10 protein-coding genes and 2 pseudogenes are annotated in these 12,813 nt (G+C 63.9%); 3 read left to right on the forward strand and 9 right to left on the reverse strand.

Features of this window, described 5'->3' with window-relative positions; all coding sequences use genetic code 11:
• A pseudogene (locus AB4037_RS32970) lies at window positions 1–133 on the forward strand (IS630 family transposase); the annotation flags it as partial.
• On the opposite strand, the gene AB4037_RS32975 reads toward AB4037_RS32970, so the two are convergent.
• On the reverse strand, window positions 130–315 hold the full coding sequence (locus AB4037_RS32975) for a DUF6882 domain-containing protein (RefSeq protein WP_441774422.1): 186 nt from the start codon (window positions 313–315) through the stop codon (window positions 130–132). The pseudogene AB4037_RS32970 and the gene AB4037_RS32975 sit on opposite strands and share 4 nt — an antisense overlap.
• Before the next feature lie 211 nt (window positions 316–526).
• Between AB4037_RS32975 and AB4037_RS32980 the strand changes: the two genes are divergently transcribed.
• Window positions 527–940: a VOC family protein gene (locus AB4037_RS32980; protein ID WP_441774423.1), complete on the forward strand. Its 414-nt coding sequence runs from the start codon at window positions 527–529 to the stop codon at window positions 938–940.
• Between the two features lie 68 nt (window positions 941–1,008).
• Here AB4037_RS32980 and AB4037_RS32985 read toward each other — a convergent pair whose 3' ends face one another.
• From AB4037_RS32985 to AB4037_RS33015, 7 genes and pseudogenes are all read right to left on the reverse strand, one after another.
• Complete coding sequence (locus AB4037_RS32985; protein ID WP_441774447.1) at window positions 1,009–1,197, reverse strand: DUF2171 domain-containing protein; 189 nt, start codon at window positions 1,195–1,197, stop codon at window positions 1,009–1,011.
• A 204-nt stretch (window positions 1,198–1,401) separates the two neighbouring features.
• A pseudogene (locus AB4037_RS32990) lies at window positions 1,402–1,665 on the reverse strand (general stress protein); the annotation flags it as partial.
• A 274-nt stretch (window positions 1,666–1,939) separates the two neighbouring features.
• Entirely contained in the window at window positions 1,940–3,067 is a 1,128-nt protein-coding gene (locus AB4037_RS32995) for a methyltransferase (protein WP_441774424.1), read from the reverse strand.
• An 873-nt stretch (window positions 3,068–3,940) separates the two neighbouring features.
• Window positions 3,941–5,164 carry a multidrug effflux MFS transporter gene (locus AB4037_RS33000; RefSeq protein WP_441774425.1) on the reverse strand — a complete coding sequence of 408 codons (1,224 nt, stop codon included), beginning with the start codon at window positions 5,162–5,164 and terminating at the stop codon, window positions 3,941–3,943.
• 89 nt (window positions 5,165–5,253) lie between these two features.
• Window positions 5,254–5,544 carry a hypothetical protein gene (locus AB4037_RS33005; RefSeq protein WP_441774426.1) on the reverse strand — a complete coding sequence of 97 codons (291 nt, stop codon included), beginning with the start codon at window positions 5,542–5,544 and terminating at the stop codon, window positions 5,254–5,256.
• Window positions 5,541–7,859 (reverse strand): FdhF/YdeP family oxidoreductase, encoded by a 2,319-nt coding sequence (locus tag AB4037_RS33010; RefSeq protein ID WP_441774427.1) that lies wholly within the window; start codon window positions 7,857–7,859, stop codon window positions 5,541–5,543. The genes AB4037_RS33005 and AB4037_RS33010 overlap by 4 nt, the downstream gene beginning before the upstream one ends.
• Window positions 7,860–8,383: 524 nt before the next feature.
• Window positions 8,384–10,435, reverse strand: coding sequence for a caspase family protein (locus AB4037_RS33015; RefSeq protein WP_441774428.1), 2,052 nt, complete (start codon window positions 10,433–10,435; stop codon window positions 8,384–8,386).
• 248 nt (window positions 10,436–10,683) lie between these two features.
• Here AB4037_RS33015 and AB4037_RS33020 point away from each other — a divergent pair, with 248 nt between their 5' ends.
• The gene (locus AB4037_RS33020) at window positions 10,684–11,973 is read left to right on the forward strand and encodes an aminotransferase class V-fold PLP-dependent enzyme (protein WP_441774429.1); all 1,290 of its coding nucleotides are present in this window, start codon (window positions 10,684–10,686) and stop codon (window positions 11,971–11,973) included.
• Window positions 11,974–11,996: 23 nt separating this feature from the next.
• Here AB4037_RS33020 and AB4037_RS33025 read toward each other — a convergent pair whose 3' ends face one another.
• Window positions 11,997–12,812 carry a hypothetical protein gene (locus AB4037_RS33025; RefSeq protein WP_441774430.1) on the reverse strand — a complete coding sequence of 272 codons (816 nt, stop codon included), beginning with the start codon at window positions 12,810–12,812 and terminating at the stop codon, window positions 11,997–11,999.
• Window position 12,813: the final 1 nt, after the last annotated feature.

Here is a 12,813-nt window from a genome sequence, read left to right on the forward strand (position 1 = left end):
CAAAGCCCATCTGAGGGCGGCTGCCGCTCGAACTTTCGAACAACTCTGGAACGCAATCGGCGATATCTGCGATCTCTTCAGCCCAAAAGAATGCTGGAACTATCTTAACGCCGCTGGATATGCGTACGATTAAATGTCCGATGCTCTAGTCCCGAGAACCTGGATCGGAAAGGCGAGATCGCTGCCGAACGAGATCTTTCCCTGCCCGATGTCGACGTCCCACGAGCGGTCGCCGATCAGGTCACCGAGCGCCAATTGCCGGGCGAATGCCGAGCCGGCTTCCGCGGAAAACAGGTCGTTCAAGGTAGGGGCCATGGTTACCGTCCCGGATTGCCGCGTGAATGCCCGACTGCCGATCGGGATGAATCGCGACACCGCATTTCTGCACCGGAGACACGACGAGGCGATGTCCAAGGGAACATTGCCGCCGCATCGTCCCGCCCTGAAGTTCGCCGCACCCGCCCCGCGGCGTTGAATCGCCGCCCGCTTTTCAGCTACCCTCGCCCGGCCACCGCGGAGACCGGCCATGCGCTCACTGTTCCACCTTGCCTATCACGTCACCGATCTCAATGAGGCCCGCCACTTCTATGGCGACGTGCTCGGTTGCGAGGAAGGACGCAGCACCCAGAGCTGGGTGGATTTCGACTTTTTCGGCCACCAGATTTCGCTGCATCTGGGCACGCCCTTCGCCACCAGCCGGACCGGCAAGGTCGGCGATCATTTGGTGCCGATGCCGCATCTGGGTGTGATCCTGCCCCTCGATGCCTGGCTGGACCTGGCCGCCCGGTTGGAGAAGGCCGGCATCGCCTTCGAGATCCCGCCGGTGATCCGCTTCCAGGGCGAACCGGGCGAGCAGCGCACCATGTTCTTCCGCGACCCGAGCGGAAATCCGATCGAGATCAAGGGCTTCAAGGATTTCGACGGCGTGTTCGCGCGATAGACTGGCCATACCAAATGCAACGGGCGCCCGATCCGGCGCCCGTCGTCACGCATCACTGACCAAACGGCCTACCAGACCGCCTGCACCTCCGGCGCCTTGCGTTTGAGATGCACTTGCTCGTCGACGTGGTCGACCCAGTCCAGCGGCACGAAATGATGCACGCCGTCGGGCGAGGTGTTCTTGGCGAGCCGGATCTGGTCGTCGCCGAGATCGTCGACCGTGCCGATATTCACGCCATCGGCGGTGATGACCTCCATGTTCTCGCGAATGTTACCCCCGCCCGGTTCGGGGGCGAGCAGCACGCCGTCCGGGGCCACGGCAGCGAAGCCCGGCCAGCCGCTCTGGCGCCATGTCTCGGCCCGCGCCGGCAGGTCGATCGAACCGTATTCCTCCAGGATCATCCTGGCGGTTTCGATCTGGTGGCTTTCGGCCTCGACCGTGAGCAGCGTGCCGCCGCGGCTCATGCCCTCGGTGTAGAGATAGCGCCGTTCGTCTGGAAAGAAGAAGTGCTTGAGCATCGCCCAGAAGCCGCCTTCGTCACGCCGGTGATCGTAGGAGGCGCTGTCTTCCTCCCGGACATAGTCGGAATTCTCGTCTTTGGCGTTGAGCGTGATCTGGTCGCGGGCAAACCCGGCCGCCAGCAATTGCTCGAGCGCGGCTTGCGCGTCGGATCGATTGTCGTAGAAACCGGTGATGATCTCGGTCATGGCAGACTTCCTTTGCATCCGCCCGTGGAGTCCACGGGCCTAAAGCGTTTTGCGATGAGACGGAATCGCCCGGAATCGCAAAGACGCGTCGAAACAAGGAACCAGAGCAAACAAGCGTTCAGGCATGAACGCGCTTTGCTCTGGGGTGACAGGACGTTCCACTATGACAATGCCTGAGCAGCGCATGCGTTCCATAAAAAGCGCAAATCGGTGACGGCAAATGGTGGGTGGAGAGCCGGAATCCTCCACTTGCGGTCCGGTTTTGGCCGACATCGTACTCCCGATGACGAGACTATCGCTGCAACATTCGGTGCATCACCGGTCGCTGCTGCAGCTGCAAAATGGCCGGGATCACACCCTCCCTCGCCCGCACCGCCTCCACGACGCCCACGGCCGACTCGGTCGGCACCACCCGCGTCAGACGGAACCCGGCCTTGGCGAGAAGCTGCTGGTATTCCTCTTCCGTGCGCTCCTGGCCGCCGGGCAGTGTCAGCATCACCATGTCGAGCAGCTTGCCGGGATGGGGAGCATCGCCGGCGGGCAGCACCATCTCGACGAGCAGGAGCCGCCCGTCGGGCTGCATGGCCTTGTGGACATGGGCAAGAATGGCCAGGCACTGCGCCTCGCTCCAGTCATGGATGACGTGGGAAAGCACATAGGCATCGCCTCCCACGGGCACCGTCTCGAAGAAATCGCCGGCCTCGATCGTCACGCGCGCCCTCACGCCGCGCGCCTCGAGCAGGGCCGGCGCCTCGGCCACCACATAGGGCCGGTCGAACAGGACGCCGCGTGGCCCCGCATGTTGGGCCAGGATCGCCGCGAGCAAATTGCCGGTGGCCCCGCCCACGTCGACCACGGTGCGGAAGGGCGAGAAATCATAGGCTGCGGCGACGGCCGCCGGCTCCTGGCCATGCACGCCGACCATCGTCTCGCTGAACAGGGAGGCTTCGTCCGGGTGCCGCCCGAGATAGTCGAAAACCGGCATGCCATGTACTTTCTCGAAGGCGGTCTTGCCGGTCTGCAGCGAATAGATGATCTCATCGAGGGGTCCAAAGAACCAGGAACTGCCGAAAGTCAGCACCGTGGCCCTGGCCGCGCCCGGCGCGCCGGTCTTGAGCGCCTCGCCCAGCTCCGTCAGAGCGAAGCGCTGGCCAGGATGTTCGCCGAGGACACCCAGGCTGGCAAGGCAGCGCATGAAGCGGTGCAGCGAGGGCGCGTGGAGGCCGAGCGGACTTGCCAATTCGTCGGCGCTGCGCGGGCCGGCGGCGAACTGATCGGCGAGGCCCAGTTTCGCCGCCGCCCAGACCATGCGCGCAACCCAGCTGCCCATCGCGATCTGGATCAGCTTGACATGCGGAGGAGGTTCCTGGACCGTCGGAGAAATCTGCTGGACTGAAGCTGGGCGCGTCTTGTCGTCCATGGCACCTCTCCCGAGCGGCTTGTAATGGACCAAATCTGCAACCTAAAATAGCATGACCATCGATGCCTCGCACGGGAATGATGAAGTTGAATCATACCGCCGCATGGCTGGCCTCCGCCGAGCGCGCCCGGCACGGAAGCGTCGCGGGCAACGCTTCAACCCAAGCACGTTCCTCTTGTTCGAGCCACGGGCACGATCAAGAGGAATCTGCACGATATCAAACGCTTGCAGAATTTCCCGGCGAGGCCCACGGATGGATCTCTCCGGGCAATTCTGCTTGGCCAAAGCCTTCCGTTACCTCGGGGTTCTCTACGGCAATCGCGGAGGACACCGTCTCTCTTCCGCCAGTCCGCCTGCTCCAAAGTGGGCTCGAAGCTCTGGCTACGAATAGCCCTAGCGCGTTCCCGTTTTAAGCCAGGAAACGCGGAGGGAAAAACCGTTAGCGTACGAACAAAAATTACTGAACCGCCCTTATGAAATATTATTTTCCGCAATACTACTTGGATGTACTCCCTCAATCCGGTTGACATTGCGAAAAGTGGGTATAGTCTTCCTGATCAACAGCCCTAATACAGGGAAGAATGGAAGTCGGGGATGTCAATCGTCAGCGTCATTACCGCCTCAGGTAGAGACCAGTGCGACTTTCGACCTTGATGACCAGATAAAACTTGAAATCTAAGGGAGGTTTTCGGACCTCCCTTTTTTATTGCCGTAAGGTTATCTCAAGCGCATCGCACCGAAAACTGGGTGCGGATTTTCGGCAAGAACGATGCGACAGCGATAATCTACGGAGTCCATCTCTTCGCGCCTCGAAATCCGTCGAAGAGCATCGTCCTTCCATGACAATGTTGACGCGGTGGTTTGGCTTGCAAGTCAGCCCGTGATGCGCCCCTTCCCCGCCATCAGCGTCACGCAGGTCGCCGTCAGCGCGACCATGGCGACATAGCCGATGGCGAGGGGGATCACTGTACCGTCGAACACCTGGCCGATCAGGATGCCGATGGCAGCGCCGGGCACCATCTGCAGGAAGCCCTGGGTCGAAGCCGCGGTGCCCGCCACCTCGCCGAGCGGCTCCATGGCCAGGGCGCCGAAATTCGACAGGATCATGCTGAAGACCAGGAACTGTACCGCGCTGAGCCCGAAGAACAGCCAGAGCGGCAGCGCCTGCAGCAAGGCGGCGACGAGGATGGCCAGGGCCGCCGCGCCGAACACCATGAGCGCGAGCCAGGACAGGAGCTGCATGCCGTAGCGGTTGACCAGTTGCGCATTCACCATGCCGCCCAGCGCCGAGCAGGCCGCGCCGCCCGCGAAGAACAGCGGAAACATCGCCTCGATACCGAAGACATCGCGATAGATCTGCTGGGAGGAATTGAGAAAGCCCATCAGCGCGCCGAACAACGCCGCCATGCCGATGATATAGGCGAGCGAGACCCGGTTGGCGAAGACGATGCCGAAGCCTTCGATCACGGCGCCGAAGCCGAGCGGGCGCTTGTGTTCGGGCTGCAGCGTCTCTGGCAGGCGCCACCACACCCAGGCGATGACGATCACCCCCCACCCGGCCATGAAGCCGAACAGGCCGCGCCAGTCCATCACCGTCATCAGGCCCTGGCCGAGCGAGGGCGCGAGGATGGGCGAGAGCATCAGCACGGTGAACACCAGCGACATGATCCTGGCCATCTGGTTGCCGGCGAAGACGTCGCGCACCAGCGCGGTAGAGATTACGGCGGAGGCTGCCGCGCCGCTGCCCTGGATGAAGCGCAGGGCCACCAGGGCATTGAAGTTCGAGGTGAAGAAGGCGCACAAGGCCGCTACACAATAGATGGAGAGCCCGACCAACAGCGGTCCGCGCCGGCCAAACCGGTCGGAGAGCGGCCCGAACACGAGCTGCAGCAGGCCGAAGCCGAGCAGATAGGCTGGAATCACCAATTGCCGCCGGTTGGGATCGGGCTCGCCGAGGCTGGCGCCGATCTGCTGCAGGCCGGGCAGCATGATGTCGATCGCGAAGGCGTTGACGGCAACGAGGCTGGCCACCAGCACGATGAATTCCGTGCGCCCGAGCTTGCCCACCACGGGCTCGTGGCTTGTCGTGTCGGTCATGATGGGATTCCTATGAACTGCTTTCATAGGATGATTCCAGGGGGCGCCGATAGGGCTTGGCGGCGGACCGGCAGCGTCCATCGGCGCCTTTACAGTCCGGCCAGCCGCGCCCTGCCCGCTTCGCTGATCGCCACCTTGGTGCGCTGCGTCCGCGCCTGGCGTTCCACCACGTCGAGCCAGCGCCCTTCCTCGGTGAGGTCATGTGCGGCGCGGATCACCAAGGCGTGCTCCACCTCGAACAGTCGCGCGAAGCTGCTTGTATTGTCGGCGATGTCCAGGGTCACGGCGGCGAGGATGACGCCATCGAGAGGCGAAAGACGCGGGTCGAGCCGGCGGATTGCCTCGATCGTCGCCATCAAATCCTCTTCCTCTTGGCTCATGCGGCCACCATCACCCGGCTCCTCAGGGAAACCAGCACCGATTTGGAGGTCGGCGTGTCGCTTTCCTCGCCGGCGCTCGACAGCGGCACCAGCACGTTCGCCTCGGGGTAGTAGCCCGCAATGCAGCCGCGCGGAATGTCGTAGGAGACCAGCCGGAAATTCTCGGCGACACGAATGATGCCATCGTCATGCTCGCCGACCAGATCGATGATCTCGCCGGGCACGGCACCGATGGCGGTGATGTCGTCGGGATGGATGAAGATCACCCGGCGCTCGCCCTTGATGCCGCGATAGCGGTCATCATGGCCGTAGATCGTGGTGTTGTACTGGTCGTGCGAGCGGAAGGTCTGTAATACGAAGACGCCTTGGCGCCCGCGAGCCTGCTGGAAGGCTGTCGCCTCCGGCAATGGGACGGCAGCGAAATTGGCGCGGCCGGTCGGCGTATTCCACTCGCGCTCGGCGGCGGCATTGCGCAGATGGAAGCCACGCGGCTTACGCACCCGCGCATTGTAGTCCTCGAAGCCGGGAATGGTGCGGGCGATCCTGTCGCGGATCAAATCGTGATTGTCGGCAAGCGCTGCCCAATCGACCTTGTGCGAGCCGACGGTCGCGGCGGCGATGCCGGCGACGATCGCGACTTCCGAGCGCAGCTCCTTGGAGGCCGGCGGGTTGATGCCACCCGAGCCGTGCACCATGCTCATCGAATCCTCGACCGTAACGATCTGGATCTTGCCCGCGCTGTTGCGGTCGACCTCTGTGCGGCCGAGGCAGGGCAATAGATAGGCGGCGCGCCCCGGCATCAGATGCGAATGGTTGAGCTTGGTGGCGATGTGGACGGTGAGGTCGCAGGCCCGGAGCGCCTTTTCCACCAGGGGCGAGTCCGGCGTGGCGCGGGCGAAATTGCCACCGAGACCGATGAAAGCCTTGGCGCTGCCGTCGAGCATGGCGCCGATGGCGGCAAGCACGTTGTGGCCGTCGGCGCGCGGTGGCTCGAAGTCGAACTCGCGGGCGAGCGCGTCGAGAAAGGCGGCCGGCGGCTTCTCGTTGATGCCGACGGTGCGGTCGCCCTGCACGTTGGAGTGCCCGCGCACCGGGCACAGCCCCGCGCCGGGACGGCCGACATGGCCGCGCAGCAGTAGGAAGTTGGTGATCTCCCGGATGGTCGCAACCGAATGGAGATGCTGCGTCACGCCCATGGCCCAGGTGCAGATCACCTTCTCGGCCGACAGGTAGATGTCGGCGGCCGTCTCGATCTCGACCTGCGTCAGGCCCGACTGGTCCTCGATCTCCTCCCAGCTCGTGGCCTCGACGGCGGCGCGGTAGGCGGCAAGGCCATGGGTGTGCTCGGCCAGGAAGGTTTCGTCCAACAGGGTCGGCCGGCCAGCGGCGCGCTCGGCGTCATCGCGGGCGAAGACGGTCTTGGCCATGCCGCGGAAGGCAGCCATGTCCCCGCCGAGGCGCGGCTGGAAATATTCGCTGGCGACGGGTTTGGAGCCGCCACGCAGCATTTCAAGCTTGTCCTGTGGGTCGGCGAAGCGTTCGAGGCCCCGCTCGCGCACCGGGTTGAATACCACTACGCGGGCACCGCGCATCGCTGCGCGCCTGAGGTCGCCGAGCATGCGGGGATGGTTGGTGCCAGGGTTCTGGCCGACGACGAAGATGGCATCCGCCTCCTCGAAATCCTCGAGCAACACCGTGCCTTTGCCGACGCCGATGGCCTGGCGCAAGGCGACGCCGCTGGCCTCGTGGCACATGTTTGAGCAGTCCGGGAAATTGTTGGTGCCGTAGAACCGTACGAAGAGCTGGTAGAGGAAGGCGGCCTCGTTGCTGGCCCGGCCCGACGTATAGAACTCGGCCTGATCAGGATTGGCCAGTGCATTGAGATGGGCGCCGATCTCTTGGAAGGCCTCCTCCCAGGCGATCGCCTCGTAGCGGTCGCTGGCCTGGTCATAGCGCATCGGATGGGTCAGCCGGCCCTGGGCTTCCAGTTCGTAATCGCTCCAGCGGCTCAGCTCGGCGAGCGTATGCTCTCGGAAGAACACCGGCGTGGTGCGCTTGTCGGTCGCCTCCCAGGCCACGGCCTTGACGCCGTTCTCGCAGAACTCGAAGGAGGAACCATGCTCGGGATCACCCCAGGCGCAGCCCGGGCAGTCGAAACCATCGGGCTGGTTCGCCTTCAGCATGGTGCGCGCGCCCGTCAGCGGCGAACCACTCGCCAACAGATGCCGGCCGCAGCTCTTGAGCGCTCCCCAGCCACCGGCGGCCGCCTTGCGAAGTCCGGTCTTGGCTGTCTCGGTCTTCGTGGTCTCGTTCATGGAGGGCTCGCAACGATCTGAAAAACTGCCCTCGCGACATATGGACGATAGCCAGTTTTATCAAATCGAAATATTCTATCGTGCGATAGGATATTGCCCCCATTCAGTATTTATATGCAGTCTTGTTCATATTTATACGAATTACAAACTGCGTGACATGGGTCATTCCCAGTCATACTGCGCAATAACATGTCGCTATAGACGCATCGGCGATGCGAAAACGCGCTTCGTGCCCATTTCAAAGGCATCAACTCTCATTCCCTAAACCAGATCTGCATGTATTGCATGGCGCCTCAGCGCCGGGCTCATACCGAGCCATAACGCAAATCATCTCCGGGAATGAGGTCAAACCGTTGCGCGAAAACTGGCAAAGGGATGCGCCGCTTAAAGCGCGCCCCGTTCAAGGTGCTTGCAGGCCATCGAACCGGAATTGCGCTACCTTATCGTTGAGGTCGCGGAGCCCCACACCTTACACAAATCCATTCACTTTCAAGTACCTTGCAAAGACCTTGAAAGAGATGCGCTTAAGGCGTAGCTGCCATCGGGGCCGTCGGCATTGGAGCGAGCTTGCGCAGATCCTCCGTCATGCCGGGCGCGAGCTCGCCATCGGCCTTGCCTTCGATGAGGTTGCGCTTGAGCAATTCCTGCTGCAGCACGACCCGGTATTCCCGCGGCCATTTGGCGAAATTGGCAAGGATGTCGTCGACGCTTCGCGGATCGCCGCCGACGGCGGCATCGCCCATCATGCGGGCGGCAGCGGCATAGTTCTGCGGCACGCCGAGCCCATCCAGATACATCAAGGCGAGTTGATAGGTGGCGTAGCTGTTATCGGCCTTCTGCGCCTTGCCGAACTCCTCCAGCGCATCCTTGACGTCCTGCCGCACGCCGTAGCCGGTCTTCAGCATCAAGGCGAGATGGATGCCGGTGTCTTCGGGACGCGACAGGCGGGCCTTGTCGAGCGCCGCCATGCCCTTGGCATAGTCCTTCGGCACGTTGAAGCCGAAGAGATACATGTAGCCGATCCAGACATTGGCGGCCTGGTCGCCGGACGCGGCGGCCTTGCTCAGTTCCCGTGTGACGCCAGCCTTGCCCCGCATGCGCTCGAAGGGCTCGACGAAGCCGCGCTTGAAGAAGAAGGAGCCGAGCGGCTGCTGCCAGGCCATGGTGAGGGAGATGGAGCTGTTGCCGTCCGGGTTGCTGGCTCCGCCGGCCCTGGCCTTGAACAGGCGGCCGGAGCTGATCCAGCCGCCCTGGCTGCCGGCAATGCCAGCCCGCAAATTCATGGCGAGCGCCTTGTCGTTCTGGCCGGCATCGGCGAGCGCATCGCCGAGCTGATGCATGAAGCGCCGCTCGCGCGGATATTGCTTGAGGGCCGCCTCGCAGGCCGCGACGATCTCCTTGGGCGCGGCCGTTCGGGTGCGCCGCATCACGGTGTCAGGATCGAGCGGCGCCGCCCCGATGCGATCACATTCGGTTTCAGGCGCGGGGATGCGCTCGCCGGCCGGCGGGGGCAGTGGATCGAGCTCGCTGACACCCAGAAGCTGCTTGAGCCTCTCCTCCGCCTCGCCGGCATCGCGAGAGTCGCGGAAACGGTCCCGGAATTCCTCGATCACCTCAGGCATGTCGACATCCTTGACCACTTGCCAGATGCGCGGATCGCTCATGCGCAGCATCGCACCGCTAGCGGCCCCGCCATTCTGGAACAGCGAGGGCGGCACCACCTGCGGCGTGAACTTGGTCTGCTTGCGCGGCGGTGGCTCGACGGGAGGCGGTGGTTCGGCCGGCGGCACCATCGCCACCTGCCCGCCTGTCGCAGGCGCCAGGGTGATGACGTCGCCGCCCAGCGAACCATTGAAGAAGGGCGTCTGCTGGCGGTCGGTGGCGCTGAGCACGTCGTCGCGCACCTTGCCGAGGGCGAGGCGGATGTCGAGGCCGGGCCGGGTGAGATAGCGCGCCAGCGCCTGCGCATAGGGGCTGTTGATGCCGTTGCCATCCAGCGCCACGCTGCCCTCGCGGGCGGCATAGGCGACGAGCACATTGTCACCCTCCGGCTCCACCCGTGCCAGCCCCTTGCCGACGGAGCGCGTGCCGCGCGTACGCGACATCTTGGCGAGGAAGGGATTGTTGCGGCAGGCATCGAGGATCACCAGCTTGAGCTGGCCGGCCCCATCCGTCGCCTCGACCACGCGCGACAGCGCCAAGGTCTCGTCCTGGACGTCGCGATCGCTGGTCAGATGCGCATCGATCGGCACCAGATAGTTCTCGCCGCCGATCTCGATGCCGTGGCCGGAGAAATAGACCACCGCGATATCGGCATTCGACGCGCTCGCCTGGAAGCGCCGCAGCGCCGCGATCATGCCGGCACGGTCGGCGTCAACCACGGTATCGACCGCATCGAAGCCGGCCTTCTGGAGCGTCTCCTTCAACAGCCCGACATCGCGCCCGGGATTGGCGAGGCGCGCCACCTTGGCATAGTCGCTATTGCCGATCAGCAACGCCACGCGCCGGCCGGCAAGGGCGACCTCCGGCACGAAGGCCACGGCAAGGAAGAGCAACAGGGCAAGGCAGCGTTTCATCGGACAATCGGACCGTTCTGGAGACTCCATGGCCGCCAAAGGGCGGCGCGCCTATCTCCGATGGAACAATCGGGCACGAATGTCCATGGGCTGCGAACGATGAAAATTCTACCCAGCATGTTGCAGTGGGCTGACCTTATTTGGAGTGGTCCCGGGATCAGCCTCCAACAATGCCTATCCTTCATCCCCCCGTCATACCCCGGCCCTATCCACGCCGGCAGTTCGACACGCAACATTCGAGGGCTACTATGATCCAGCGTCGCAATTTTCTGATCAGCGGATTGCTGACCACCGTGATGGCGGCGGCGATGCGGCCGGCGCGGGCGGCCGAAAGCGTCACCCTGCCGGCGCCGGACCCGAGCAAGCTTGCCACCGATGCCGGCTTCTGGTCTGGCGTTCGCGACCTCTATGACGTCGACCGCTCCACCGCCAATCTCGAAAACGGTTATTGGGGCATCATGGCCCGACCGGTGCTGGAGACCTATGTCGAGAACATCCAGCGCGTGAACCGCCAGAACACGCTCTATGCCCGCAAGTCCTTCGATGCCGACTTCGCCGCCGTGCGTGACCGCGTCGCCACCGCGCTCGGCGTCTCACCCGAGGAGATCGCCATCACCCGTGGCGCCACCGAGGCACTGCAGACACTGATAGCCGGCTACAACAAGCTCCAGCCCGGCGACGCCGTGCTCTACGCCGACCTCGACTATGATTCCATGCAATACGCCATGGGCATGCTCGAGAGCCGCCGCGGCGTCACGGTCAAGACTTTCGCCATCCCAGAGCCGGCCACGCGCGAGGCCGTGCTGGAAACCTATCGCAAGGTGCTGGAGGAAACGCCCAAGGCGAAGCTCCTTTTGCTCACCCACCTGTCTCACCGCACCGGACTGGTGATGCCGGTGCGCGAGATCACGGCGATGGCGCGCGCCAAGGGCGTCGACGTCATCCTCGATGCCGCCCATAGCTGGGGCCAGTTGCCGCTCGACATGACCGATCTCGGCGTCGACTTCGCCGGCTTCAACCTGCACAAATGGATCGGCGCGCCGGTCGGGCTCGGCTTCCTCTATATCCGCAAGGGCCGCCTTGCTGATATCGACACCCATATGGGCGACAAGGACTGGCCGGCCGAGGACATCCGCTCGCGCATCCACACCGGCACGCTCAATTTCGCCGCCGCGCTCACCATCCCGGCAGCACTCGATTTGCACCAGTCGATCGGCGTCGCGGCCAAACATGCCCGGGTCAGCCATCTGCGCAATTACTGGGTCGAGCGCGTCGCCGGCATCGGCGCCATCGAGATCCTGACACCGAACGATCCGGCCCTGCATGCCGGCATCACCTCGTTCCGGATCAAGGGCAAGGTGAGCAAGGAGGACAACACCGCCATCGTCACCCGGCTCAGGGACGAGTTCAAGGTGCTCACCGTGCGTCGGGCCGGCGTGGCCGCCGGCCAATGCATCCGCGTCTCCCCGGCCGTCTACACCACCGAAGCCGAGCTCGACCGCCTCATCGCCGCCCTGACGGCCGTGGCCACAGCCTGACGCAAAACGCTCCAGTCCGGCCCTCACCAGCGCATGCTGCGGTCGAGCCGGATATCATCCTGCACCGGCGAGACCGCCGCCTGGACGGCGGCGCGTTCCTCGTCGGTAAGATTGAGCATCTCGAGCCCGGCATCGAGCAGGATCGGCGTCGAGGTCGTCTGAGGCACAACTGCGAGCACCTGGCGCTCCTCGGTGCCGAGGAAGAACGGCGTCTCCTTCTTCTTCAAGACGCTGGTCGCCTTGCGGGTCTTGCCGTCGAGCGAATATTCATACTTGATCGTGTAGTTCAGCCAGGTCCGGGCCTGCGTCAGGACCTTGGCGACGACAGGTCTCATGACAACCGGTTCGGCCACCGCCCGCCTGAGTCTCGATGCCTTGAGCAGCATGGCAAGGCCCGCGATGCCAAGGGCGGCAAACCCACCGACAAATGCGAGGAAAGTGAGGACGCGATCGGTGATCTTCTCGACGCCCAGCTCCAGTGTCAGCAGCTGGGGATCCTCGCGCGAGCGCACAACCCCCGTTTCATAGTCTCCGGCATGCATGTCCACGAACATCATCTCGACCCTGCTCCTGGCGCCGTCGGGTGCCGTGATGGTGGCGGAGCAATCGGTGAAGATGAGCTTGCGGATCTTGCACTCGCCATTCGAAATCCGCGCATCGTCGGCGATCTCGTAATTGCGGCTGATCTTGTAATCGCGCCACAGATCCTCGGCCTGCCACCAGCCAATGCCGCCCGCGAGGGCGAAGCCGACCAGAACGACGAAACACCCCGTGAGGCGGCTGATGCCGATACGGTTCGCCCGCAGAGGGCGGGTGGGAAATGCGTCGAGCACACTCATG

Origin of the sequence: Labrys sp. KB_33_2, from assembly GCF_052114505.1 — a bacterium.
GTDB lineage: Bacteria > Pseudomonadota > Alphaproteobacteria > Rhizobiales > Labraceae > Labrys.